At 42.1% G+C, this 26,270-nt stretch carries 24 protein-coding genes and 1 pseudogene; 6 read left to right on the top strand and 19 right to left on the bottom strand.

Annotation, left to right across the window (positions count from 1 at the left end; translation table 11 throughout):
- Positions 1-38: 38 nt before the first annotated feature.
- From AAEY97_RS19085 to AAEY97_RS19065, 5 genes are all read right to left on the bottom strand, one after another.
- The gene (locus AAEY97_RS19085; RefSeq protein ID WP_059744650.1) at positions 39-344 is read right to left on the bottom strand and encodes a hypothetical protein; all 306 of its coding nucleotides are present in this window, start codon (positions 342-344) and stop codon (positions 39-41) included.
- A 722-nt stretch (positions 345-1,066) separates the two neighbouring features.
- A complete protein-coding gene (dusA, locus tag AAEY97_RS19080) occupies positions 1,067-2,116 on the bottom strand; it encodes a tRNA dihydrouridine(20/20a) synthase DusA (protein WP_162023880.1) in 1,050 nt (349 codons plus the stop codon).
- A 465-nt stretch (positions 2,117-2,581) separates the two neighbouring features.
- A complete protein-coding gene (locus AAEY97_RS19075) occupies positions 2,582-3,091 on the bottom strand; it encodes a hypothetical protein (RefSeq protein ID WP_351000868.1) in 510 nt (169 codons plus the stop codon).
- Between the two features lie 255 nt (positions 3,092-3,346).
- Positions 3,347-3,742, bottom strand: coding sequence for a cupin domain-containing protein (locus AAEY97_RS19070; RefSeq protein ID WP_182743147.1), 396 nt, complete (start codon positions 3,740-3,742; stop codon positions 3,347-3,349).
- 195 nt (positions 3,743-3,937) lie between these two features.
- The gene (locus tag AAEY97_RS19065) at positions 3,938-4,099 is read right to left on the bottom strand and encodes a hypothetical protein (protein WP_192114199.1); all 162 of its coding nucleotides are present in this window, start codon (positions 4,097-4,099) and stop codon (positions 3,938-3,940) included.
- A 341-nt stretch (positions 4,100-4,440) separates the two neighbouring features.
- Here AAEY97_RS19065 and AAEY97_RS19060 point away from each other — a divergent pair, with 341 nt between their 5' ends.
- Positions 4,441-4,908, top strand: a complete 468-nt coding sequence (locus AAEY97_RS19060; protein WP_101085209.1) for a chemotaxis protein CheX — start codon at positions 4,441-4,443, stop codon at positions 4,906-4,908.
- 165 nt (positions 4,909-5,073) lie between these two features.
- Here the strand turns inward: AAEY97_RS19060 and alr are convergent, their stop codons facing one another.
- Together alr and dnaB are read right to left on the bottom strand one after the other, a co-directional pair.
- Positions 5,074-6,192, bottom strand: a complete 1,119-nt coding sequence (gene alr / locus AAEY97_RS19055) for an alanine racemase (RefSeq protein ID WP_101085207.1) — start codon at positions 6,190-6,192, stop codon at positions 5,074-5,076.
- 145 nt (positions 6,193-6,337) lie between these two features.
- Positions 6,338-7,744, bottom strand: coding sequence for a replicative DNA helicase (gene dnaB / locus AAEY97_RS19050; RefSeq protein ID WP_101085206.1), 1,407 nt, complete (start codon positions 7,742-7,744; stop codon positions 6,338-6,340).
- Positions 7,745-7,874: 130 nt separating this feature from the next.
- Between dnaB and AAEY97_RS19045 the strand changes: the two are divergent.
- Positions 7,875-10,064 (top strand): annotated as a pseudogene (locus tag AAEY97_RS19045) (S46 family peptidase); the annotation flags it as partial.
- Positions 10,065-11,013: 949 nt separating this feature from the next.
- Here AAEY97_RS19045 and rplI read toward each other — a convergent pair.
- Genes rplI through rpsF form a run of 4 tightly spaced genes read right to left on the bottom strand, consistent with a single transcriptional unit; the run spans position 11,014 to position 12,453 of the window.
- The gene (gene rplI, locus AAEY97_RS19040; protein ID WP_162023883.1) at positions 11,014-11,466 is read right to left on the bottom strand and encodes a 50S ribosomal protein L9; all 453 of its coding nucleotides are present in this window, start codon (positions 11,464-11,466) and stop codon (positions 11,014-11,016) included.
- 45 nt (positions 11,467-11,511) lie between these two features.
- On the bottom strand, positions 11,512-11,739 hold the full coding sequence (rpsR, locus tag AAEY97_RS19035; RefSeq protein WP_101085203.1) for a 30S ribosomal protein S18: 228 nt from the start codon (positions 11,737-11,739) through the stop codon (positions 11,512-11,514).
- Between the two features lie 12 nt (positions 11,740-11,751).
- Positions 11,752-12,039 (bottom strand): primosomal replication protein N, encoded by a 288-nt coding sequence (gene priB / locus AAEY97_RS19030; RefSeq protein WP_011638788.1) that lies wholly within the window; start codon positions 12,037-12,039, stop codon positions 11,752-11,754.
- Positions 12,040-12,060: 21 nt separating this feature from the next.
- Positions 12,061-12,453, bottom strand: a complete 393-nt coding sequence (gene rpsF, locus AAEY97_RS19025; protein WP_011638789.1) for a 30S ribosomal protein S6 — start codon at positions 12,451-12,453, stop codon at positions 12,061-12,063.
- Positions 12,454-12,669: 216 nt separating this feature from the next.
- Here rpsF and AAEY97_RS19020 point away from each other — a divergent pair, with 216 nt between their 5' ends.
- Both AAEY97_RS19020 and AAEY97_RS19015 read left to right on the top strand, forming a co-directional pair.
- Positions 12,670-13,422: a DUF481 domain-containing protein gene (locus AAEY97_RS19020; RefSeq protein ID WP_174839655.1), complete on the top strand. Its 753-nt coding sequence runs from the start codon at positions 12,670-12,672 to the stop codon at positions 13,420-13,422.
- Positions 13,423-13,503: 81 nt separating this feature from the next.
- Complete coding sequence (locus AAEY97_RS19015; protein ID WP_351000863.1) at positions 13,504-14,928, top strand: MFS transporter; 1,425 nt, start codon at positions 13,504-13,506, stop codon at positions 14,926-14,928.
- Between the two features lie 216 nt (positions 14,929-15,144).
- Here the strand turns inward: AAEY97_RS19015 and rlmB are convergent, their stop codons facing one another.
- The 8 genes from rlmB to zapE form a co-directional block, all read right to left on the bottom strand.
- The gene (gene rlmB, locus AAEY97_RS19010; RefSeq protein ID WP_011638792.1) at positions 15,145-15,885 is read right to left on the bottom strand and encodes a 23S rRNA (guanosine(2251)-2'-O)-methyltransferase RlmB; all 741 of its coding nucleotides are present in this window, start codon (positions 15,883-15,885) and stop codon (positions 15,145-15,147) included.
- A gap of 4 nt (positions 15,886-15,889) precedes the next feature.
- The gene (gene rnr, locus AAEY97_RS19005) at positions 15,890-18,409 is read right to left on the bottom strand and encodes a ribonuclease R (protein ID WP_351000860.1); all 2,520 of its coding nucleotides are present in this window, start codon (positions 18,407-18,409) and stop codon (positions 15,890-15,892) included.
- A 37-nt stretch (positions 18,410-18,446) separates the two neighbouring features.
- The gene (locus tag AAEY97_RS19000; RefSeq protein ID WP_502959475.1) at positions 18,447-19,064 is read right to left on the bottom strand and encodes a tetratricopeptide repeat protein; all 618 of its coding nucleotides are present in this window, start codon (positions 19,062-19,064) and stop codon (positions 18,447-18,449) included.
- A 122-nt stretch (positions 19,065-19,186) separates the two neighbouring features.
- Entirely contained in the window at positions 19,187-20,482 is a 1,296-nt protein-coding gene (locus AAEY97_RS18995; protein ID WP_101085197.1) for an adenylosuccinate synthase, read from the bottom strand.
- A gap of 69 nt (positions 20,483-20,551) precedes the next feature.
- Positions 20,552-20,740 (bottom strand): DUF2065 domain-containing protein, encoded by a 189-nt coding sequence (locus tag AAEY97_RS18990; RefSeq protein ID WP_011638796.1) that lies wholly within the window; start codon positions 20,738-20,740, stop codon positions 20,552-20,554.
- A gap of 392 nt (positions 20,741-21,132) precedes the next feature.
- Positions 21,133-21,525: a 30S ribosomal protein S9 gene (gene rpsI, locus AAEY97_RS18985; RefSeq protein WP_011494965.1), complete on the bottom strand. Its 393-nt coding sequence runs from the start codon at positions 21,523-21,525 to the stop codon at positions 21,133-21,135.
- 17 nt (positions 21,526-21,542) lie between these two features.
- A complete protein-coding gene (gene rplM, locus AAEY97_RS18980) occupies positions 21,543-21,971 on the bottom strand; it encodes a 50S ribosomal protein L13 (RefSeq protein WP_011638797.1) in 429 nt (142 codons plus the stop codon).
- 263 nt (positions 21,972-22,234) lie between these two features.
- Positions 22,235-23,347 carry a cell division protein ZapE gene (gene zapE / locus AAEY97_RS18975; protein ID WP_351000853.1) on the bottom strand — a complete coding sequence of 371 codons (1,113 nt, stop codon included), beginning with the start codon at positions 23,345-23,347 and terminating at the stop codon, positions 22,235-22,237.
- 322 nt (positions 23,348-23,669) lie between these two features.
- Between zapE and degQ the strand changes: the two genes are divergently transcribed.
- Together degQ and degS are read left to right on the top strand one after the other, a co-directional pair.
- Positions 23,670-25,019, top strand: coding sequence for a Do family serine endopeptidase DegQ (gene degQ, locus AAEY97_RS18970; RefSeq protein WP_162023889.1), 1,350 nt, complete (start codon positions 23,670-23,672; stop codon positions 25,017-25,019).
- Between the two features lie 156 nt (positions 25,020-25,175).
- Positions 25,176-26,198, top strand: a complete 1,023-nt coding sequence (gene degS / locus AAEY97_RS18965; protein WP_351000850.1) for an outer membrane-stress sensor serine endopeptidase DegS — start codon at positions 25,176-25,178, stop codon at positions 26,196-26,198.
- Positions 26,199-26,270 lie beyond the last annotated feature (72 nt).

Below are 26,270 nucleotides of genomic sequence, written 5' to 3'. Positions count from 1 at the left end.
TAATGGCAGCACCAAGCCTATATTCATCGCCCCATCCATTACTTATTCTCAGCAGCTACAGCGGTACTCACTTGTGGTTGTTCAAAGCTAGCAAACTCTAAAGCTGAATTAATTTCAAAAACTTGTTCAGCAATTTGAGTTTGCAACGACAGCATTAACTCTTGCTTCACATTTGAAATCATCTCTTGGCTCGCTTGCGTCATATTCTGTTCTAGCGCAGCGACTGTATTAGAGATTGAAATTTCATCTGCTTGTGCCGAAACACTGGCGGTAACCAATAATGCTGCAGCAATTGATAGTTGAACACTACGGCGAATCACGTTGGTTGAAGTTAATGTAGACATAATGGCATCCTTTCTTGTGTTGGTTAATGGCAACTAAACACCCGTCTAGTTGATTACACAATAGGTATTACAAGCTGCGTGCCAACTTTTAAAAACTACTCTAACCACTTAATTTGTAAACTAAATAAATTAATTATAGTTTATATAACTGAACTAAAGTCGTGAGCAAAAAACCAACAGGTAGTAAAATTAACCATATAGTTAGTGAAAATGACCAGTGATTTTTATTAAACATCTTAGCAAGACTAAAACGTCGTCAGAAATAGCCCAATATTACCACCCACCGAAAAGCTACAGCGAAGTAAGTGCTTAGATGAGTGGCTGAAGTAGAGGTTAAATTAACGGCGAGATTAATAGTTGATGAATGTGATGGTTACGCTGACAGAGTTAATGGGTGAGTTAATAATTGAGAAAATGATTGCGTGAGTGACAGGTTTAGTAACTGGATTCGTGACAATCGTTACTGACAATAGTCAGTGACGGTCTAGTCTTTCTAGGTCTTATCATAGGTAATTGTCTTGGCCACTTTTGTCTAGCAGGCTTTATGGATTCTCGAGCTGATTTTACAAGCGAGTTAAAAAATCAAAAAGCGCCTAATAAAAGACGCTTTTGATATGCTAACGGCTATTGTTAATATAACCGTCTGGGCGTTTATTTGACAACGTATTCTATTGAAATACCTCGCGATATAACTTCTCGATATAACCTATTAATATAAAGTGTTATATCAAAGTCGATTCGTCACTGGCCAATGCTTCGGCATCAACAAACTCAGCGGCTTTAAGCACTACCCCAATATCAGCATTAGGCTTATGAGCATTCTCACTTAAATGACGACGCCAGCCACGTGAACCCGGCAATCCTTGAAATAAACCAATCATATGACGAGTAATGTGGTTTAACCGACCGCCTTGGGCTAAATGAGCCTCAATATACGGCAACATTTGCTCAATCACTTGCTGACGAGTAATCACCACGGTATCGAGTCCACACAATTGCTGATCAACTTGCGCCAATATATAGGGGTTTTGATAAGCTTCACGCCCCACCATCACTCCATCTAGCTGGGTTAGATGCAGCTTAGATTCTTCAAGGGTTTTAATGCCACCGTTAATGCTGATGTTCAAGTGTGGATAATCACGCTTTAACTGGTAAACCCGATCATAATCTAGCGGCGGAATTTCACGGTTTTCTTTCGGGCTTAACCCTTGTAACCAGGCTTTACGCGCATGAATAGTAAATGCACTACAACCTTGAGCGCTCACGGTTTCAATAAAATCCGTTAAAAACTGATAACTGTCTTGCTCATCAATCCCAATACGGGTTTTTACCGTGATCGGCATATCGGTTACCTGCTTCATCGCATCAACACATTGCGCTACTAACGCAGGTTCAGCCATTAAACACGCACCAAAGCGACCATTCTGCACTCTATCAGACGGACACCCTACATTGAGGTTCACTTCATCATAACCGCGCTCAGCAGCCAATTTGGCACACGCCGCTAAATCCACAGCGTTAGAGCCACCCAACTGTAACGCTACAGGATGCTCTTGCTCGTTATAAGCTAAATAGTCGCCCTTACCTTGTAATATAGCACCCGTGGTGATCATCTCGGTATACAACAAGGCTTTGCTCGACATAAGGCGTGCAAAGTAACGATAGTGGCGGTCAGTCCAATCCAGCATCGGCGCTATGGAAAAGGTGCGATCAAGCGTATCTGTTGGTATGACTAGCTTTGGTGTTGTATTCACTGAATTCTTTATACTCATAATTTGCGGTATTGATGCACCTTTTTAGCTGCATTTTGGGTAATCGTTGTTGCACAAGGAGCCAGTAAAAAAGTCATAAATTAGGCTAAAACAACTGGGCTGCCCTAAGTAATGGCTAATTATATCATTAACCCATCATCGAGAAGCAAGTGTCTACTGATTTAGGGAAAGATCACGGTGCGATAGAGTGTATACGTTGGTATGGCTAGCTTTGACGTTGTATTCACTGAATTAACACCTCTCACGTTTTTGAGTTTTTCACACATTTTAAGACGTTTTTACACGTTTTTAGAGGCCAGGGGAACCATAATGCATTGGGCAAATGAAAGTGGGGAACCCAAATTATGGTGTCTTATAGCATTCATAAACGTGATAAAGCTGATAATACACGTCAGTAGCGTTACTTAATTCGCGTAAAGAGAGACTCGCTATTGGCAGCCACGGTTATTGATTAGTTTGTTTGGTTTACAGTTGTTTTAATTCAGACCTAAGTGCAGATATTTGACGATCAATTGATTCGACTTCTGTACTTCCCTGTTGCATAACTGCAGTCATTTCTTGCGCTAGACTTTGCTGCCAAGTTGCACCCGCTAAATTATTGTTAGCTCGCTTACCAGTGGTACGCAATTGATCGATTTTATCATCACGATCTTTGAACGCTTTTTTCCGTTCTTTTTCGAGGTTTCTAATGTCACGTTCAATTTTTTGTTTACGTAAGTATTGAGCGATTTCAGCTTTTTTATCACGCGCATTAACAGCACTATCCAGCTGCCTTGCATCTATGGTCTCGTTAGTTAGGCTTTCAGGGTAACCTCTCGATGGTGCAACCACGCTGCCTACATTACTTAAATCTAACAGTTCGCTTTGGTCGTCGCACGGGTCTGCTTGATACTTACCATCTGCACACTTATAGACTTCTGCAGAAGCTGAAGCTGACACCATTATTAAAATAACGATTAATGATTTTCCATCCATAGAACACCTCTTATTTAGTTATTTTTATTGTACAACGATATGATTTCTCATGAAATTAAAAACCATAAAACCTAAGCCACAACAAGAACTTAAGGTTGCAAAAACGCAGAGTAATCCAAGGTTTATCTTCTTACTACCTTTCACAACGGCACATTGCACAACGGCACATTTCACGACAGCATTTTTGCTTAACCGAATCGGGCTGCTCGCGCTAATGGGTACTTAATACGGCTTCAGCCGACCTATCGTTATTTGTTATGTTCCGTTTGGCTTCTCGATACTATGCTCTGTTGGTTGCGGTGTTATTGTCATAATTTTAACACCTTCTGGTGATTCAAAACGGTGCCAAACATCTTGGGGGATAACCAACATTTGCCCCGTCGATAAAGGGTAACGTTGCTCTACGTTATCAACTAGAAGGACTAATGTCGTTTCTCCACCTAAAATCTGAACGAACTCATCACCTTTTGGGTGTTTCTCCCACTCACTAAAACCGGAATAATGAGCGATATATATTCCACCGTCTCTATATTCAGATAATAGCGCAAAAGCATTTTTTGCTTGTTCATTAGTGGTTTCTGGCGTTCTATGTTTCAGAAAATCAACTCGTGAAAATTGATCATTTATTGTGATTGCTACAGATTTCGACACTTGCTCGATCCTTGTGGTACATGACGTTTAGTCATTGCGTTATTGATTTATCCTACATTTGCCATCTTATTGATGTAAAGCGATTAAATCATCTTAGCTTTTCAGGTAGCCAACACAGCGTTAAAAACATGAACTAGCTAATAGAAATTCCAAACTGAATCATTACAATTACAGTCAGCGACTTAACATAATGAACTATCCAACATCGGTATAATGGAAAAGAAGCGCACGAGCATAGCTATTGCTGTGCTTATCCGTTGGTGAGCCTCGCTTTGATGTGGCATTAACCGAATTTATCATCATTGGATAATCAACGTTTGCAGTCTTCGCTGTCGCGCTAATTACTTTTAAGTGCATGGGTAATCAATATTAGCTCCAACTAGAAACCACCTTAGTCAGTAGCGCAATCAATTGATGCTCAGCTCAGCCCTTGTAGCGTTAGACCGACCATAGTAAATTAATGGCTCATTCTAGATTTTTGTTACATGAATTAACTGTATAAAAATATTTTTACCGTTAATGCCACTATCAATTTCCTTTTTGTGCTCTAAGCTTAAACCTGTATTTTACTTTGCTGATATAGTCAGTATTTGTGTTAGTCAGCTACTATAATGATAGGGCCGTGTAGCGTTACGCACTCTTTATGCCCTCTCTATATACTATGCCACCCTTTAAAATGTAGAAGGATTGCTTTGCCTATGAACGTTGAATTCATCAACCCATTTCTTGTGTCTTTAATCAATGTAATCTCTACCATGGCAACAATGGATCTTAAGCCTGGTAAACCTCAATTAAAAAACCATGACCTTGCAAAAGGTGACGTATCTGGCTTGATTGGTATGGTGGGTCCTAAAACTCGCGGTTCGCTGTCGATTACTTTTGAGCAATCACTTATCCTTGAAATTATGAATAAAATGCTTGGTGAAAAACCGGGGGTTATTAATGATGAAGTAACTGATTTAGTGGGTGAAATAACTAACATGGTGACTGGCGGTGCCAAAAACTTACTCAGCGAAAAAGGTTACGACTTTGATATGGCAACACCGGCTGTGGTGTCTGGTAAAAACCATACTATTTCTCATAAAGCGCGCGGTAAAAAAATCATGATGCCTTTTAGCCACGAATTCGGTAACGCTTTTATTGAAATTTGCTTTGAGGATTCTTAATCAAACATTAGAAGTTAACGCCAAAGTGAAAAACTGAATCTAACGCTGGCACCCAATTCTTAAAAACAACAGAGCCTCAAAACTACAGCACCTAAAAAAGTATCTAAAACAACAATGCCCAACACGTTATCTACGTATTGGGCATTGTTTATATCAATCTCATGCTCAATCGAGCAGTTCAACCAACACTCGTGGCGTAAGCTTAGTGACTAATTCATAAGCAATGGTACCAATGTGTTCGGCCACTTCTTCTACTGCAAGCGCTTTACCCCACAGCTGAACACTATCGCCGACGTTATCTTGTGCATCGGCACCTAGGTCTACGGTTAACATGTCCATAGACACTCGACCGACTATCGGTACTCGGCGGCCGTTAATCCATACCGGTGTGCCTTCTGGCGCATTACGTGGGTAACCATCACCATAACCAATGGCAACAACCCCTAAGCGAGTGTCTTTTTTAGCGGTCCAAGTTGCACCGTAGCCGACACTATCGCCGGCTTTATGTTCGCGCACAGCTATCAGATTGGATACTAATTCCATCGCCGGAATTAATCGATGATTAACGCCCCTATCACCCACCACCGGAGATACACCATAAAGCGCAATGCCGGGTCTTATCCAGTCGGCTTGGCTTGTTGGCCAAAATAAGGTACCTGCAGAATTTGCTAAGGTGCGATCGCCTTCTAAGCCACTAATCAATTGCTCAAAGGCATTCATTTGCGTTTGAGTAAGGATATTATCGGGTTCGTCGGCGCAGGCAAAGTGAGTCATTAAATGAATCGGCTTAGCCACTTGCGGACAAGCCAGCAAACGCTGATAAATACTGTCGAACTGCTCAAGACTAAAGCCGATACGATGCATGCCAGTATCAATTTTTATCCATACGGTGACAGGCTTATCTAGCGTGATAGTTTCAAGCATTTGCAATTGCGATTCATGATGAACCACAGTATCGATATTATGACTAACTAGTGTGGGTAAATCTGACTGACGGAAAAAACCCTCTAATAATAAAAGCTTACCTTTTACGCCTCCTTCTCTGAGTTGCAATGCTTCTTCAAGCCTTGCCAAACCAAACCCATCTGCGCCGCCATGATACTTGCCGACACTTTCTACATAATTTAATAAGCCGACACTTTCAGCCACATTTAATAACCCATGGCCATAACCATTGGCTTTAACCACTGCCATAATTTTGCTATTGGGCGCAATAAGGCGCAATTGTGCCAAGTTACTTTGCAATGCGTAACGACTGATTTCTGCACGAGGAAAAGGTTTCAATAGGTTGCCTTAATTAACAATAAATAACATGGCGCGGCTTGCTGTCTGTTAAGAGGTTTAGGGCCATGAATGCAACCTCATTAACAGAGATAAACTAATATCATAAATAACGATACTAAAAACACAAATACAGTCTAATCAATGATTAATCTTCTTCAAATTGCGGCCCAGCATAGTTATCAAAGCGAGAGAATTGACCTTGGAATACCAGACGAATACGACCAATAGGTCCGTTACGTTGCTTACCGATAATGATTTCTGCGGTGCCTTTATCTTCAGAGCTGTCGTTATACACTTCGTCGCGATAGATGAACATAATTAAATCGGCATCCTGCTCAATCGCACCCGATTCACGTAAGTCAGAGTTAATTGGGCGTTTATCGGCTCGTTGCTCTAGCGAGCGGTTAAGCTGCGACAATGCAATAACAGGTACTTCTAATTCTTTGGCTAAGGCTTTTAATGAACGAGAGATCTCTGAAATTTCTAAGGTACGATTATCTTTTAACGACGGTACCTGCATTAATTGCAGGTAATCGATCATGATCATTGATAAACCGCCATGCTCACGCGCAATACGTCTGGCACGACTGCGCACTTCGGTTGGGGTTAATCCTGAGCCATCATCGATGTACATTTTACCTTGTTCAAGCATGATACCCATGGTTGAAGACACGCGCGCCCAATCTTCATCGTCTAATTGACCTGTACGAATTTTGGTTTGGTCTACACGGCCAAGCGAGGCTAACATACGCATCATAATCTGTTCTGACGGCATCTCGAGACTGAAAATAAGTACTGGCTTGTCTTCATTCATGGCGGCTTGTTCACACAAGTTCATCGCGAAGGTGGTTTTACCCATAGAAGGACGCGCGGCTACAATAATTAAGTCGCCAGACTGAAAACCTGCGGTCATTTTATCTAAATCATTAAAACCACTTGAAACACCTGTCACACCGTTATGGGGATTGTTATAAAGCTGCTCAATTCTATCGACGGTTTTTTCAAGAATGCTTTTAATGTTTTCCGGGCCTTCATTGGCATTGGTACGCATTTCTGCGATTTTAAAGACTTTGGTTTCAGCCAAGTCTAATAATGCACTTGAATCACGGCCTTCTGGGTTATAACCCGCATCGGCAATTTCGTGGGCAACGGCAATCATGTCACGTACTACGGCACGTTCACGCACAATGTCTGCGTAAGATAGAATATTACCGGCGCTGGGGGTATTTTTGGCAATTTCGCCTAAGTAAGCAAAGCCGCCAGCATCGTCTAATTGATCTTCAATTTCGAGCTGTTCGGATACGGTAATTAAATCCAGCGGTTGGCCCGATTCCATTAAACGTTGCATAGCCGTGAAAATCATTCGATGAGAACGAGAATAAAAATCTTCTGGCACAACCGCTTCAGAAACACGATCCCACGCTTCAGCATCTAGCATCAATCCACCTAAAACGGATTGTTCTGCTTCTATTGAATGAGGAGGCAATTTTAATGCATTAACTTCTACATCTCTTTGCCTGTTTCTTGCTTTAAAAGCACCTTGCTGTGACATTAACACTCCCAATTTCCAACGACTTTATAAAATATGGTATAACACCGTGGTCTAGCTTAATTTGCCGTCATTACCGATTAGAATAACAGCTCCGTCAAACGGAAATAAAATAATTATTTAAGGAAAATACATGCGTATAGCACTTGTTGCAGCACTTGTGCTGACATCTGGTTTTGCCTTTGCCGATGAGGGGCAGTGGCAACCGTATCAAATGCCATCCATTGCCGACAAACTCCTGCAACGTGGTATTGATATTCCCGCATCACAACTGGCAGATTTGGGACAGTACCCAATGAATGCTGTCGTCAGTTTGGGGTATTGTACCGCCAGTTTTGTATCCCCCCAAGGCCTAGTTGTCACAAACCATCATTGTGCTTATCGCGGCATACAATATAACAGCAAAAAAGAACATAATTACCTCGCAGATGGCTTTTTAGCAAACACCCAAGCGGAAGAACCTTCTGCTGGGCCAAACGAACGCTTATACATTACCGAGGAAGTTACCAACGTGACCGATAGCGTTATGGCTAACTTAAGCACCGAACCTTTGGTACGCTTTGAAGATATCCAGGCGAATAAAAAAGCATTAATTAAAATCTGCGAATCAGATGACAACTACCGTTGCTCAGTTAACAGTTTTCACCACGGCTTAGAATATTATCTGACGAAACAGTTAATCATTCGAGATGTACGCTTGGTGTATGCGCCACCTAAAAGTATTGGCGGCTTTGGCGGCGATATCGACAATTATGAATACCCTCGTCATTCTGGCGATTTTACCTTTTTACGCGCCTATGTGGGCAAAGACGGTAAGCCTGCAACGTTTAAGAAAGGCAATGTGCCATATCAGCCTAAGAGCTACTTAAAAGTGAACGCAGACGGTGTAAAAGCAGGCGATGGTATTTTTGTGGCCGGTTATCCAGGTTCTACCAGCCGTTACAACTTAACCAGTGAGTTACAGTTTGCTAGTGATTGGATATATCCAACCTACGCAAAACGCTACCAGTTGCAAATTGATACCATTACCTTAATGGGCGATGTAGATAAAGATATCGCGCTTAAATATGCCGGCACTATGGCCTCAATGGCTAACCGGATGAAAAAGCTTAATGGCTTATTAGATGGCTTTAACGCCACTGATATTGTTGGTATTAAACAGCAACGTGAGAATGACTTTCTCGCTTGGCTTAAAAAAGATCCTGGTGCTAACCAAAATCTCATCAGTGATCTTGAAGCACTACTTGCTGAAAAACATCAGCAAATGCAAACCAATTATTTCTTTAAAAATGCCCAATCAAGCGAAATGCTCCAGGCTGCTAGCAAACTGTACCGTTTAGCTAAAGAAAGGAAGAAACCCAATGACCAACGTGAGTCAGGGTTTCAGCTGCGTGATATGAAAATGTTTAAAGCAGCACTTAAACGTATCGATAGCAGCTTCGATCCCGTGGTCGATAAAATTTTATGGTTACAAGACTTACAAGCCTATGTAAGACAACCGTTAAAAACTGAAGTGTTTGATAACGCCTTAAGCAGCTCAGACAATTTTGAACAGCTAGAGTCTAAAGTGGAAGGTTTGTATGCATTAACAGAGCTCACCGACCAAGCTAAACGCCTAGCGTGGATGAGTAAAAGAGCTGAAGATTTTGAGATTAGCGATGACCCATTTATTCGTTTAGCGGTGGCCATTCATGACACCAATATGGCATTGGAAAAGAGCGAAAAGCTACTTGCAGGTAAATTGTCATCTGTTCGTCCTGAATATATGAAGGCGATTATTGATTATTACAAATCAAATAACTGGCCTGTATACCCTGATGCTAACCGCACATTACGTATTACCTACGGTATGGTTGATGGCTATCAATCTAAAGATGCATTATACAAGCAGCCATTTACTCGCTTAGCTGGCATCCTAGCCAAAAACACCGGTGAAGCACCGTATAATGCTCCCGCGAAACTGTTAGCGGCAATTAAAGCTGACGACTTAGGTAAACATCGCGTCACATCGGTATATAAGCAGCAAAGCAGTTGTCAATTTATGTCTTGTTTAGACAAGCCCGCCGATTTTAACTCTGTACCGGTTAACTTTTTATCAAGTGCTGACACTACTGGTGGTAACTCAGGCTCACCAGTGTTAAATGGTAAAGGTGAGTTAGTTGGTCTTAACTTCGACTCAACTTATGAAGCCATCACTAAAGACTGGTTCTTTAACCCAACGATTACCCGTGCCGTACATGTCGATATTCGCTACATTTTGTGGATGATGGACAAGGTCGATCACGCTGATAATTTGATAAAAGAGTTAACCTTAGTGACCAAGACTGAAGGAGAAGCAAAGGTAGCAACTGAAGTTACTGCCATAGCAACAACCGAAATATTGCCTGAAATTGCAACTGAAGCAGTAACAGTCGTCACACCCGAAGTGGCAACTGAGGCACCAGCCAAAGTGGTAACTGAGACACCAGCCAAAGTGGTAACTGAGACACCAGCCAAAGCGGCAACTGAGGCACCAGCCAAAGTGGCAACTGAGACACCAGCCAAAGTGGCAACTGAGACACCAGCCAAAGCGGTAACTGAAGTAGCGCCTGATGTTGCAATAGAAACTGCAACTGAAATACCAGCAGAAGCGGCAATTGAAGTTGCACCCGATGTTGCAATAAAAGCAGCGACTGAAGTTCCTACCAATGCAGTGGTTGCAGTAACACCAGAAGCATCTGCCGAAGTTACAACAGAAATACCAGCCAAACCAGCAGTTGCAGTAACGCCTGAAGTAGCCCCCGAAGTTACAACCAAAGCATCTGCTAAAGCCGGAGTTGTAGTCGTACCAGAAGCCGCTGCAGAAGTTGCAACCAAAGTACAAGCCAAAGCGGCAGTTGTAGTAGCCCCTGAGGCAGCTGCCGAAGTTACAACAGAAATACCAGTCAAACCAGCAGTTGTAGTAGCCTCTGAAGTTACAACCAAAGAACAAGCCAAAACGGCAGTTGTAGTAGCCCCTGAAGCAGCTGCCGAAGTTGTAACCAAAGCACCGGCCAAAGCGACTGTTGTAGTAGCGCCTGAAGCAGCGACTAAAAAAGAACTAAACTAGCCCTGGTAAACAATATTCCAGTGACCATCAAATAGAGGTTCACTGGAATATTCTCTGGCATTGAAAGATCCTAAACAGCTGGCCATGCGGCCTAAACAGATGGTGTTAACAAGGCTAGTGATTAAATCGCAGACATAAAAAAACACCGCCCGGAGGCGGTGTTTTTTATGGAGCTAAACAGTAATTAAGCTTCTGCTACAATAGCAATCTTAACTACAGCTTTAACTTCAGCGTGTACTTGAACTTCAATTTCGAAGCTACCAGTAGTGCGTAAAGCACCTAAAGGTAAACGAACTTCAGATTTAGCAAGTGCTACGCCAGCTGCAGTAACTGCATCAGCGATATCACGGTTGCCAATTGATCCGAATAATTTACCTTCATCACCTGCTTTAGAAGCAATAACAACAGCTTCTAATGCAGTTAATTTATCAGCACGAGCTGTCGCAGTAGCTAATTCAGCAGCTAATTTAGCTTCTAATTCAGCACGACGAGCTTCAAATACTTCAGTGTTTGCTGTGTTTGCTACAACTGCTTTACCATAAGGTAAAAGGAAGTTACGAGCATAACCAGCTTTAACAGAAACTTGGTCGCCTAAGCTACCTAAGTTTGCAACTTTATCTAGCAAAATAACGTTCATTATCAAATCCTCAATATTCTGTTAGGAATAATTAATACTGCAATATTACTGATGTAAATCAGTATATGGCAGTAGAGAAAGATAACGAGCACGCTTGATAGCGCGAGCTAGTTGGCGTTGATATCTAGCACTGGTACCAGTGATACGGCTAGGAACAATCTTGCCGCTTTCAGTGATGTAGTTCTTTAAAGTAACGATATCTTTGTAATCAATCTCGACAACACCTTCAGCGGTGAAGCGACAGAACTTGCGACGACGGAAATAACGTGCCATTTTGACAGTCTCCTAAGTTTTCAATTCGACATTTTCAGCATGCAAGACTAAACGGTTTTGTCCATTTCGCCCTTGTTGTAGTGAAAGAAACCCTTCAACATCAACTTGCACACCTGCTTGTAATTTATTTGCTACGCTATCAAAGCGCGGACCACTTAATACCACTTGAATCAAACAGTAGACGTTTCTCAACATTTCTACTTCTTGTCTTTGTGATTTATGCTCTACCGTTATGACCACATGGGCTATACCGCTAGGGCTATCTAATCGTCTTGAACGAGTTATCGTTCCAGACAACATTAAGTGATTATTCACAAAAAATTATTCAGCGTTTTCTTCAGCGCTTTCTTCTACATTACGGTCATCAGAAGGTGAACGACGTGAATCACGTTCGTCTCTTGCTTTTGCCATAGGAGAAGCTTCAGTAACTGCAGCTTTAGTGCGCATTACCATGTTACGCAGAACAGCGTCGTTGAAACGGAAAGCTGTTTCTAGTTCTTCGATAGACTCTGCAGATGCTTCTACGTTCAAAAGAACATAGTGAGCTTTATGTAGGTCTTGGATCGGGTAAGCCAATTGACGACGGCCCCAATCTTCTAAACGGTGGACTGTACCATTAGCAGCGGTGATAACACCGGTGTAACGCTCAATCATACCAGGGACTTGTTCACTTTGATCTGGGTGAACCATAAATACGATTTCATAATGACGCATTTATTGCTCCTTACGGTTAAGTAGCCTCTTTTCTGGCTCAGTCAGACCAATGTGGAGGCAAGGAACGAATTAAAGTGACTGATTTGAGCGCGCGATGATACATAAAGTGCGCTATAAACTCAAGCACTAACTCACTCTTTTCAGCAATCTTGAATACAGGTATGATGGCGACAGTCCAAAATACCGCGTTTACGCCGTCAAGAATAAAACAGTCTAATGATAACCATGAAAAACATAGTCACAACATGCTGCCTCTTTTTATTGTCTGCTCCGGCATGGGCGTTAGTACCACCAGATTATCAAGAACCGCCTAGTAATTTTAATGCTGAAGTTGAAGCTGGTTTACAGCTAAACAGTGGTAACAACGAAACTAAAAACTTTAACGGCCGTACTTATTTAACTTACGACTCGCCGAGCACCAAACAAGAAGCGACATTAAAGGCTTATTATGCCTCTGATGGAAATGAGTCTACTGCGGAAAAGTACGAATTGTTTTTACAGTCTAACTATAAATTAGAGCGTGGTTATGTATTTGGTCGTGGTGAATTTACCTGGAACGAGTTTGGTTCTTATACCCGTATTTCTACTATTTCTACTGGTTACGGTTTTGACTTAATTAAAAACTATAAAACCAAATTGAGCCTTGAAGCCGGCCCTGGTTATCGTTACGACCAACCGCAAGCCAGTATTGCTGAACCAAACCCTGATGAAAATCGTGATGTAATATTACGTTCAGCGGCTAAATATACGGTAAAATTGCAAGAATATACTAGCTTCAACGCCGACGTAACAGCCGAAACAGGTTTAGACAACAACACGTTAACCCTTGATATGAGTTATAAAAATACATTTATTCAAGATTGGGCATTTAAAATCGGTATGAACATCAAGTACACTGAAGTGGTGCCTGATGAAAGTAAAAACACCGATACAGTCACCACATTCAACTTGTTGTACACGTTTCAATAATTATTGATCGTAAATGAAGCGTAACAAGACAATCAATCAGTAGGGCTAACGTAGCCTTACTGAACCAATAAAGGCGCAGTTATGGACAGCCCGCTTCGCAGTTTTGCATCCTTATATAGCACCACTTTTTTAATGGTACTTGCTGCAGGTCTACTGACAACCTACCTGGGCTTAAGCCTGACCACCATGCAAGTGCCACAAATATGGATTGGTGGCATGATGTCTGCCTACTATATTGGTCTTGTATGCGGTTCCAAAGTTGGCCATAAACTTATCGCTCAAGTTGGCCATATTCGTGCTTTTGTTGCCTGTGCTGGAATCGTCACCGCATCAGCACTGGGTCATGCCCTCATCGACAACTTAACCATATGGTTAGTATTGCGCCTTGCCGTTGGTATGGGAATGATGTGCCAATATATGGTGTTAGAAAGCTGGCTCAATGAACAGGCCGAAAATAATCAACGCGGCACCGTATTTGCCAGTTACATGATTGTATCTTATTTAGGGTTAATGGCTGGCCAGGGAGCCATTAGCTTATATCCTGATTTGGGCATAGAACCACTGCTGTTAATCGCCATATGTTTTGCATTATGCATTGTGCCTATTTCAATCACTCGAAGAATTCACCCAGAACCGTTAACGCCGGCACCATTACAAATGGGTCTGTATTGGAAACGAGCCCCTCAAGCCTTAACGACAATAGCGTTAGGAAGCATGATTGTAGGTTGTTTTTATGGTTTAGCGCCATCTTATGCGACTGCCAAAGGTATTGATCCTGAACATGTTGCACTCTACATGTCTTGTACCATTTTTGCCGGGTTGTTAGCCCAATGGCCAATGGGTAAATTATCTGACATTATTTCTCGTAGCTTATTAATTCGCATTAACTGTACGTTATTGGGGGTTATTGTATTAATTATTACTGTCGTTCCATTCCATTCAGTGTATTCATTAATATTAACCAGTTTATTTGGTATTTTAGCGTTCACCTTATACCCATTAGCAACCGCATTAGCAAACTCACGCGTAGATCAACACGAACGAGTAGGACTGTCTGCCACTATATTAGTGACCTTCGGTATCGGAGCAAGTATTGGCCCCTTAGTTGCTTCTGGTTTAATGCAGGTCTTAGGTGACCAAATGCTGTATGGGTTTATGGCAATCTGTTCGTTTACCTTATTAGTAAGACTACTGTGGATTAATTTACGCCAAAAAGCCGAACAGACTGCCACTGGAGATTACATAATGGCAGGTGGTGATTTAGTCAGCTCGCCGTTGGCAGCATCATTCGATCCACGTGTGGATATAGAAATGGTCAACGAGCAAATGATCAATCCTGCCGAGGATGCATTTGATAGCGTGCCAGATCCAACCGACGATGAGCTTGAAGATGCCGATGAGCAAGCCGGTTATAATACTGCTTATGCTAGCGTAGTAAACGATGATAGTTTGGGGCATGAGGAATTGGATGACGAAGATGTCGATAATGAGATCGGTAGACGTTAATTGATGTCATAAATTGCATATATAAAGTGTATTTATTTAAAGTGCACTTGTTTAAACTGAACGCATTAGCCGTTTTGAATTAATAAAAACGTTAAAGCAGTATGTAAAACACTCAATATTCTGAGCTCGAGATAATAAAAAACGGCGATTAATATCGCCGTTTTTTGATCGCATTCTTTGCTACTTTCGCTAGCAACAACGCTAATGGATAGGTGATTAACCTAAACGCTGTCTAACCGCTTCAAATAAGCAAACACCAGTGGCAACAGACACGTTGAGACTCGACACGCTTCCAGACATTGGAATTGATACAAGTGAATCACAACCTTCGCGTGATAAACGACGTAAACCTTTATCTTCCGCGCCCATAGCAATCGCTAGCGGCCCTTTGAGGTCAGCTTGGTATACATTACCTTCGGCTTCGCCTGCAGTACCTACAATCCAAACACCTTTATCTTGCAAGTGACGCATAGTACGAGCAAGGTTAGTCACTTGAAATAACGGTATGGTTTCTGCTGCGCCACAAGCAACTTTGCTTACGGTTGAGGTTAACCCTACTGAGTTATCTTTTGGTACGATAACCGCATGTACCCCAGCAGCATCAGCATTACGTAAACATGCGCCAAGGTTATGTGGATCAGTTACACCGTCTAAAATTAATAAGAAAGGCACTGCAGTTTTATCAAGTAACTCATCTAAATCTTTTTCAGTCAACGGCTTAACAGCCTTGACGCGAGCCACAATACCTTGGTGTTGTGAGCTACCCGCTTTATCATCTAACACTTTACGTGCTGCACGTTGTAGTGTTGTACCAAAGGTTGACGCTAGATTAATTAACGGGGTTAAGCGTTCGTCATCACGGCCTTGTAATAGCCAAAGTTCAATGACACGTTCAGGGCTGTTATCTAACAAAGCTTGAACGGCGTGAATGCCAAAAATGGTATCTTGTTTTTTCATTTAATTACTTTCTCTTGCTGCGCTTGGCAGGGTTTTTCTTAACGCTAGAATCTGGTTTTGCTGCATCCGTTTTTTGTGCAACTGCAGAAGGTTTTTTCACCGCCGCTGGTTTTGCTGCTGGAGATGAAGCTTTTCCGCTTGAACGACGCTTGCTGGCTTTAGGCTTATCAGACTTTGGTTTGTCAGACTTTGATTTATCAGACTTAGGCTTATCTGATTTAGGTTTATCAGACTTTGCAGATGACTTACCTCGTGCTGACTTAGCGCCTTCAGCATTCACTCGTTGGCGCGCTGTTGTTGGCTTACTGCCTTTACGCGCTGTTTTACCCGCACCTTTAGTGTTGTCACCTACCATCAATAAATCAATTTGACGATCATCAAGATTCACCGCCGCAACTTTAACCGTTACTGGATCGCCTACTTGATATACTTGGCGAGAATTTTCACCAATTAACCGCTGACGCATCGGATCGAATTGATAATAGTCACTGGCAAGACTTGAAATATGTACTAGCCCATCAATAAATAATTCGTTTAATCTGACAAATAAACCAAAGCTAGTGACTGAGGCAATGACCGCGTCGAAGGTGTCGCCGACGTGATCTTGCATATATTCACATTTCAACCAATCACTCACATCACGGGTTGCTTCGTCTGCACGACGCTCAGTGGTAGAACATTCTTCACCTAATGCATCTAACTCTTCAATCTGATAGAGATAACCACCATCTTGAGTCCATTTGTCGTTGGCATTACCCAGCTCTTTAGCGAGTAAATATTTGATCACTCGATGTAAAACTAAATCAGGATAACGACGAATTGGCGACGTAAAATGCGAATAAGCTTCTAATGCCAAACCAAAGTGACCTTCGTTGTCTGGGCTGTAAACGGCCTGGCGCATTGAGCGCAATAACATCACCTGAATTAACTCAAAGTCAGGACGGTCAGCAATTTTTAACATCAGATTTTGATAGTCAGTCGGGGTCGGCTCTAATCCGCCATCCATGCTTAAACCACGCTCAGCAAGAAACTCTTTAAAATTAGCCAGTTTTTGCTCTGATGGTGCTTCGTGAACACGATATAGCACTTCACCTTTGTGCTTTTTAACAAATTTCGCCGACGCCACGTTGGCTAAAATCATACATTCTTCAATGATTTTATGCGCTTGATTGCGACCTCTAGGGACAATTTTATCAATTTTACGTTGTTCATTAAAAATGAATTGCGTTTCTAGCGTTTCAAAAGCAATCGCCCCACGCTCTGCACGGCGCTCATCTAAGATCAGATATAACGACTGCAAACACAATAAATGCGGGAATAATACTTCATGCTCAGGGGCAATTGCACCACCTTCTAGCATGTCGGCAACTTGGGTGTAGGTAAAACGTGCATGAGAGTGCATTACCGCGGGATAAAACTTAGTACCCGATAACTTACCCGCTGCAGAAATGGTCATTTCAGCGACCATACATAAACGGTCGACTTTTGGCTTTAATGAACACAAGCCATTAGATATTTTCTCAGGCAACATTGGGATAACTTGCGATGGGAAATATACCGAGTTACCACGTGAGCGCGCTTCAGTATCTAATGCTGAATCAGTGCGTACATAATGACTCACATCAGCAATTGCTACCCATAAACGCCAGCCACCACTTGGTTTTGCTTCAGCATACACCGCGTCATCAAAATCACGGGCATCTTCGCCATCAATAGTGACTAACGGTAAATGACGTAAATCGACGCGACCTAATTTATCTTCTTCGGTGACTTCGTCAGGAATACGTTTGAGTTTTTTCTCAATAATCGCTGACCAAGTATGTGGTAAATCATAATTACGTAACGCAATTTCAATTTCCATACCCGGTGCCATTGTCTTACCCAAGACTTCGGTCACTTTCGCTGCCGCTTTAACAAAACGACCAGGGCGACGGGTTAACTCAACCACGACAACATCACCGGCGCGCGCGCCTAGTGTATCTTCGCTGGCAATTAATATTTCTTGGGTGATGCGTCTGTCATCAGCAATAACAAAACCCATGCCGCCGTCGACGTGATAACGGCCAACTAATGCAGCTGTTCGCTCATGAACTAAGCGCACAATTCGTGCTTCGCGACGACCACGACGATCAGTACCTGCTTTTTGAGCAAGCACTTTATCGCCATGGAAATACATCAGCATATCGCGATTATTAATAAATAAATCGTCACCGCCTTCATCTGGCTTAAAAAAGCCGAATCCATCGCGATGGCCTAAAACGGTACCAGACAATAAATCCATCCGTTCAGGTAAGCCATAGCTTTGTCCGCGGGTAAAGACTAGCTGGCCATCACGCTCCATTGCACGTAAACGACGGCGGAGGGCTTCTAATGGCACTTCATCTGTAATGGATAATGCTTCAGCTATTTTATCGCGGGAAACAGGAGACTTTTGGGCGCGCAAGTATTCTAAAATATACTCACGGCTAGGAATAGGATTGTCGTACTTGTCTTGTTCTCTCTCAAAATGAGGATCGTTGATCATTCAATTTCCAAATAATTCGCTCCATATTTTGGAGCCTTTAACGTGTGTACAGCTGAGGCTGCTGTGCCCTGGCCACAATACTGGCGGGCATTTTTGCAGCGAGCATCTGCAGTAAAGACGAGGCCTTTTTCTGTTGGGCGTCGTCATCAAATATACTGTTATATAACCAATGATAGCCAAGTTCATAATCGGCAGGACTTCCGTAGCCTTCACCAAATAAATGAACCAGTGTCATTCTTGCGGTTAAATCCCCATTAGCTGCCGCAGGCAATATATATTGCACTGCACGATTGGGATCTTTAACCACTAGTTTACCGCGATAATAATAATCTGCCAATTTTACCATCGCTTCAGCGCTACCCTGCTCAGCAGAGGTTTGCAGCAGCGCCATGCCGCGAGAAGGATGAGCCTTGACACAAACACCGTTATTAAGCATTTCAGCCCATAAAAATTGGTACATGGGTTGCTGTAATACTTCAGCACGGGCTTCAATGTCTTGAACCAGCTGACAGTCGTCTGCTTTTACGCGTTGTAAATATTGATTTGAGCGGATGAGCGAAATCAATTGTTGATCGCTATAGATATCGACGGCTTCTGTCACCGCAAATACATTGATCGAAACCACACTCAACAACAATAAACAGATACGCAACATAAGGATTCTCAATGGCACTTTCATGACTTATCCATCGGCAGTATAGCGTATTTCTTGAATAGAAACTGTTACAACCGTTAATAGCATCCATTAAAAAGGCCGCTTATCGCGGCCTTTTTGGTTTACTTGAACGGACTAACCAAAATCATGGTTTCATTTCTGTCCGGCCCTGTAGAGATAATATCAATAGGCGTTTCTAATAACTCTTCGATACGCTTGATATAATTTATTGCCGCTGGAGGCAATTGCTCGATTGTTGTGGCACCAAAAGTGGTTTCACTCCAACCAGGCATGGTTTCGTATATTGGGGTAACTAAATCATAACCTTCTGCAGCCAAAGGCGTAACCTTTGAAACTGTTCCATCAGCATATTGATAGCCAACACAAATTTTAACTTCTTTTAGGCCGTCTAAAACGTCTAATTTAGTTAAACAAAAACCACTAACACTGTTGATTTGAACTGCGCGGCGCATTGCCACAGCATCTAACCAACCTGGACGACGCTTACGACCAGTTGTTGCACCAAACTCTTGGCCTTTCTCACCAATATAATCACCAATTTCATTGGCTAATTCTGTTGGGAAAGGACCAGCACCGACGCGAGTCGTATAAGCTTTCATGATGCCTAAAACATAGTCTAAATGACGAGGACCAAAACCTGAACCGGTCGCAACACCACCAGCTGTCGTGTTTGATGAAGTCACAAATGGATAAGTACCGTGGTCGATATCCAATAATGTGCCTTGAGCGCCTTCAAAAAGAATTGGCTCACCCGCTTTACGCGCAACATCAAGCATTTCGCTAACATCAGTACACATGCTTTTTAGATAATCAGCAATCGCTAATGCATCATCAAGTGTTTGCTGGTAATCAACGGCTTCAACTTTGTAGTACTCAGTTAGCATGAAGTTATGATATTTCATCACTTCTTGTAACTTAGTCGCAAAAAGTTCTGCATTAAACAAATCACCGATGCGTAAACCGCGACGAGAAACTTTGTCTTCATATGCAGGACCAATACCACGACCAGTTGTACCAATGGCTTTATTACCGCGAGCTTTCTCGCGAGCAACATCCAATGCACAATGGAATGGAAGGATAAGCGGACATGCTTCAGAAATTAATAAACGCTCTTCGACAGGTACGCCGCGTCCTTTTAGCATGTTGATTTCTTTCATCAACGCATCAGGAGCAACAACCACACCATTACCGATAATACATTTTACGTTATCACGTAAAATGCCTGACGGAATAAGATGAAGAACGGTTTTTTCACCATCAATTACCAAAGTATGACCGGCATTATGACCGCCTTGGTAACGAACTACGTATTTTGCCTGTTCTGTTAAAAGGTCGACAATCTTACCTTTGCCTTCGTCACCCCATTGAGTGCCGAGTACGACTACATTTTTGCCCATTATTAGCTGCAACGTCTTGTGGTATAAAATAGAATTTTAACAGATTTTAGGGGGTTATAGGCAAGTGTTTTATTGAAAAATGATCAATAAAACAATTCCTGCAGTAACTAAACATCCACCTAAGCGTCTGAGAACATTTTGCTTTTGTGTAGAAAGCTCTAATAAATATTTTTGCCACTTGTTAGGAAAAAGTAACGGACCAAGCCCTTCAATAATTAAAACTAAGCCAAATGCGGTCATTAACAATGGTAAATTCATGTTTTAGCCTCTTTTTAACTGATACCAATTCCATTAATTATGTAACCTCAACTCGGCATATAAATGAGGTTACATCATTATAAAAATTAAAGCTTAGTCATTAGCCACTATCAAACTTGTCATTTATTTTACTAACAAGGCGAATTGACGCGTCAATAGCTGGCCTATTGCAAGCCTGCTTGTATAAAGAATAACGCAGTTAGCAAGACAAAGGACTGCTTGCGAGGCGTTTGTTATCTCAAGTTCAGGCTATGTACCTTTCGGCCGATGTTTCTGGCCTATTCACATTGATGCTATACAACATCATTAACCCACACAGCACATTTTACACGATAAATTTTAGACAATAAAAAACCCAGCAAATGCTGGGTTTTTTGAATCCAAAAAACGAATTAACGCTTAGAGAACTGTGGCTTACGACGTGCTTTACGTAGACCAACTTTCTTACGTTCAACTTTACGTGCATCACGGGTAACAAAACCAGCGCTACGTAGAGTAGGACGTAAAGCTTCATCTAGTTGCAATAATGCACGGGTAATACCGTGACGAATTGCACCAGCTTGGCCAGTAGTACCACCGCCCTTTACAGTTACATAGATGTCTAACTTATCAGTCATTTCAACTAATTCTAATGGTTGACGAACAACCATACGAGCAGTTTCACGACCAAAATATACATCCAAAGGACGTTGGTTTACAACGATATTGCCACTACCTGCTTTAGCGAAAACGCGAGCTGTAGATGTTTTGCGACGGCCAGTGCCGTAGTACTGAGTTGCAGACATTTGCTTACTCCTCCCGTTTAGATATCAAGAACTTGTGGTTGTTGTGCAGCGTGGTTATGTTCTGTGCCAGCGTAAACTTTAAGCTTACGGAACATGGCACGGCCCAAAGGACCTTTTGGTAACATACCCTTAACTGCTTTCTCGATGATCATTTCAGGCTTATGAGCTTGAAGCTTCTCAAAGCTGATTTGCTTAATGCCACCAATGAAGCCTGAATGAGAGTAGTAAATCTTACCAGCAGCTTTATTACCAGTTACAGTCACTTTTTCAGCATTGATAACGATGATATAATCACCAGTGTCAACGTGTGGAGTGTATTCTGGCTTATGCTTGCCACGTAAGCGAGTTGCGATTTCAGTTGCGATACGGCCTAAAGTTTTGCCTTCAGCGTCAACAACAAACCAGTCACGAGTTACAGTTTCTGGTGTAGCAGTAAAAGTCTTCATTATTACAAAAACCCAAAGTTAATTTTCTGTCTCACATGCTGACTGCAGGTTGCAATCAACACAAAATTACCGATTCTTGCCCCTTCGAACATGAATATTGGCTTACAACTTCCGCCCAAATTGGCGGATTAACGCGGGCAGGTCGCAGATTATACGCAAAGCCACAGCAAAGATCACCTGCTTTCTGATAATATTTCAAATAAACTACTCAATGAGTGCTGAACAAAATATGCCCGAGTTTTCAAAAAGTACCGTTTGCAGGCTTAAGGTAAATGTTCCAGCGCCAGATACTCTCTTGATTGCATTTCAATCAGCCTTGAACGACAGCGTCTGAACTCAAAATTTAGCTGGCCATCGGTATAAATATGTTCCAATTCGACTTGGGCTGAAATAATCAATTTGACATTTCTTTCGTAGAATTCATCTACCATGGCTAAGAAGCGTCTGGCAATATCATCACCCGTTTGCTGCGATCCCATTTGCTCTAAACCACTCACCAGCACGGTATGATAGAGGCAAGCCATTTCCATGTAGTCACGTTGCGAGCGAGGCCCATCACATAAATCACGGAAGTTTATTAATAGTACTCCTTGTGACTGTTGACGAATACGAATTGCACGCCCATCAACTTCTATAGAAGTGGTAAGCTTTTCAGATTCCGGCGCCAGTTGGTCAAAATAATGTATTAGATTGATGTCAGCTTGTTCATCGAGGGGATAATGATAAATCTCCGCCTGCTCTAAAGTTCGCAAACGGTAATCAATTCCAGAATCGACATTTAAGACTTCACAGTGCTGATTAATCAAGGCAATGGCAGGTAAAAAACGCACCCGTTGTAAGCCATTTTTATATAATTCATCAGGAATGATGTTTGAGGTTGCCACGAGGACAACCCCTTCTTTAAATAATGCTTGAAATAACGTCCCTAACAGCATGGCATCGGTGATATCCGACACAAAGAATTCATCGAAACAGATAATTTGATATTGTGACGCCATCTTTTTAGCGATAGTAAGCAGAGGATCTTGTACGCCTTTGAGTTCACCTAAGTCATGGTGAATTTGATGCATGAATCGATGGAAATGAGCGCGTAATTTTAGCTCTGTAGGCAATGCATCAAAAAAGGTGTCCATTAGATAGGTTTTACCCCGGCCAACCCCCCCCCAAAGATACAAACCTTTTACTGGTGGAGGTGTAGACTTAATCCCTATTGCGCTAAACAATTTACTGACGCCAGATGTGGGTTTAGCAGCGACAATCAATTCATCATAGACTCGCTGTAGTGACTTAACCGCTTGTTCTTGTGCGGCATCATGTGAAAAATCATCTCGGGTAAGGTCTTGCTGATAATGCTGCCAAGGGGTTAACTGCGACACGATTACGACTCTCTTGCATCAAATAATTGCTGCGAATAATAACATTAAATAATAAATACGAGTAATGGCTTCAACGGATCAAATTAACCTTTGTTAATAAAAATGGAACTAACACGATGACCGTTACTCTGATTGATTAACGTAAATTTGCTAATTGTTTGCTTATCATTGTGCTGACTTGCTCGCCATTGTAGAACATCATTAAACAAGCTCACGACAACACACTAACAAAAATGATTAACGATATTTAACTTTGAAATCATGCCATCAAGCCACATATTTTATGTTATCAAGCTTGAATGCATACAGGAGCTATCCATAGATGAAAACCAAATTAAGCTTACTTTCTGCCGCGTTATTAACTGCATCGTTAGCCATGACACCCACGCTATCATTTGCTGCCATTCCACAAGCTGTCGACGGGCAAGCCATTCCTAGCTTAGCACCAATGTTAGAACGGACAACGCCAGCTGTTGTGTCGGTAGCAGTATCGGGTACCCAAGTTTCCAAGCAACGCGTACCAGATGTGTTTCGTTACTTCTTCGGTCCAAATGCACCACAAGAACAAGTTCAGGAACGTCCTTTTAGAGGTTTAGGTTCAGGGGTTATTATTGATGCCGACAAAGGCTACATCATAACCAATAACCATGTCATTAATGGCGCTGACGACATTCAAATCGGCTTACACGACGGTCGTGAAGTTACAGCTAAGCTAATCGGTGCAGATAAAGAATCAGACATTGCCCTGCTTCAAATTGAAGCAAAAAACTTAATTGCTATTAAACAAACTGATTCTGACGAAATTCGCGTCGGTGATTTTGCTGTGGCCATTGGTAACCCATTTGGTCTTGGACAAACCGTCACGTCAGGGATAGTCAGCGCGCTAGGCCGCAGTGGTTTAGGCATTGAAATGCTAGAAAACTTTATCCAAACCGATGCCGCTATAAATAGTGGTAACTCGGGCGGTGCATTAGTTAACTTAAAAGGTGAACTCATCGGAATTAACACCGCAATCGTGGCCCCTAATGGTGGTAACGTCGGTATTGGTTTCGCGATTCCTGCCAATATGGTTAATAACCTTGTTGATCAAATTATTGAACACGGTGAAGTAAGACGTGGCGTACTCGGAGTATCAGGACGAGACCTTGACAATGAACTTGCTAAAGCCTTTGGTTTAGACACTCAGCATGGTGGCTTTGTTAATGAAGTTATGCCAAAAAGTTCAGCTGACAAAGCCGGACTAAAAGCGGGTGACATTATTACCAGCCTGAATGGCCGCAGCATTAAGACTTTCCAAGAACTGCGCGCAAAAGTTGCCACTATGGGCGCGGGTGCAGAAGTAGAGTTTGGGATTATTCGTGACGGTGATAAAAAGACCATCAAAGCGACCTTAGGCGAAGCGGATAAAGTCGAGGCAGAAGCGGGTAACGTCCACCCTATGTTACAAGGCGCAACGTTAGAAGACAGCAAGAAAGGCATCCAGATCACTGAGATTGCTCAAGGCTCACCAGCTGCAATGAGCGGTTTGCAAAAAGGAGACTTAATTGTGGGACTTAACCGCAACAAAGTGACCAGTCTTAAAACATTAAAAGAAATGTTGAAAGACAATCAAAGCTCTGTAGCGCTAAAAATATTACGTGACAACAACTTGCTCTACCTAGTTTTACGTTAATATTGTCAAACCACTAGAATCGCACTCGATAACAACCATGAGTTTATTGAGTGTGACTTCAGTTAAGGAATTAAGCATCGACAACCGTTTGGTCGATGCTTAATTTTTTGAGCTATGTTAATATAACAGCCATTTTTTTTAACAATTATTCATGCCATGAACCTAAAAGACACTTGCATCTATATAACTAAAGCTGTGGTATTTGGTCTGATCATGGCAGCAGTTTTTTTAGCCATAACCTCCTTGCTCCAAAACTCCTCGCTCAACCATAGCTTAACGAATGTCAGCAATAATGGCTCAGAATTATCTTTTGCTAAAGCGGTCCGCCGTGCAGCCCCTGCCGTTGCTAATATTTATAGCCTTAGTATTGATCAACATAACCCACTCAATTCAAGTTCACTTCAAGGTCTCGGCTCTGGAGTAATAATGAGTAAAGAAGGTTACGTATTAACCAATTACCATGTGATAAAAAAAGCCGATGAGATTGTGATTGCGCTGCAAGATGGGCGTAAATTTACCGCCGAAGTGGTTGGTTCCGATCCCGAAACTGATTTAGCAGTACTCAAAATTGAAGGTGACACTTTACCTATCGTACCGATTAATCTTAATAAGCTCGCCCAAGTAGGCGATGTGGTATTGGCCATTGGCAATCCTTATAATATAGGCCAAACCATTACCCAAGGGATTATCAGTGCAACAGGACGTAACGGCTTAAGTTCAGGTTACTTAGACTTCCTACAAACTGATGCCGCCATTAATGCTGGCAATTCTGGTGGAGCATTAATCGACACCAGTGGTGAATTAATTGGTATCAATACTGCCGCATTCCAAGTGGGTGGTGATAATGGGGGTAATGGGATTAGTTTCGCGATTCCGATAAAGTTAGCTCACAGTATCATGGACAAATTGATTAAGCATGGTCGAGTTATCCGCGGTGCATTAGGCATTTCTGGTGAACCACTTAATCCCGTAATGGCCCAGATACTCAACTTACCTGATTTAAAAGGTGTGTTGGTTACAGGTATTGATCCTGGCGGACCAGCAGCACGTGCTCGTTTATCTCCTAGAGATGTTATTACTCAATATAATGACGAAGATGTTCCAGGTGTTGAAATGTTAATGGACAGAATTGCAGAAACTACCCCGGGTACTAAAGTCAACATGACCATTATTCGGTAAGCGGTAAATAAACCCCACATCCTCAATCAATAAAATATTTGTCATAGTACCTCACCAATTTAAGGAGGCACT

This window comes from Shewanella sp. TB7-MNA-CIBAN-0143, from assembly GCF_040310065.1.
Lineage (GTDB): Bacteria > Pseudomonadota > Gammaproteobacteria > Enterobacterales > Shewanellaceae > Shewanella.
This window is presented reverse-complemented; position numbering and strand designations above follow the sequence as displayed.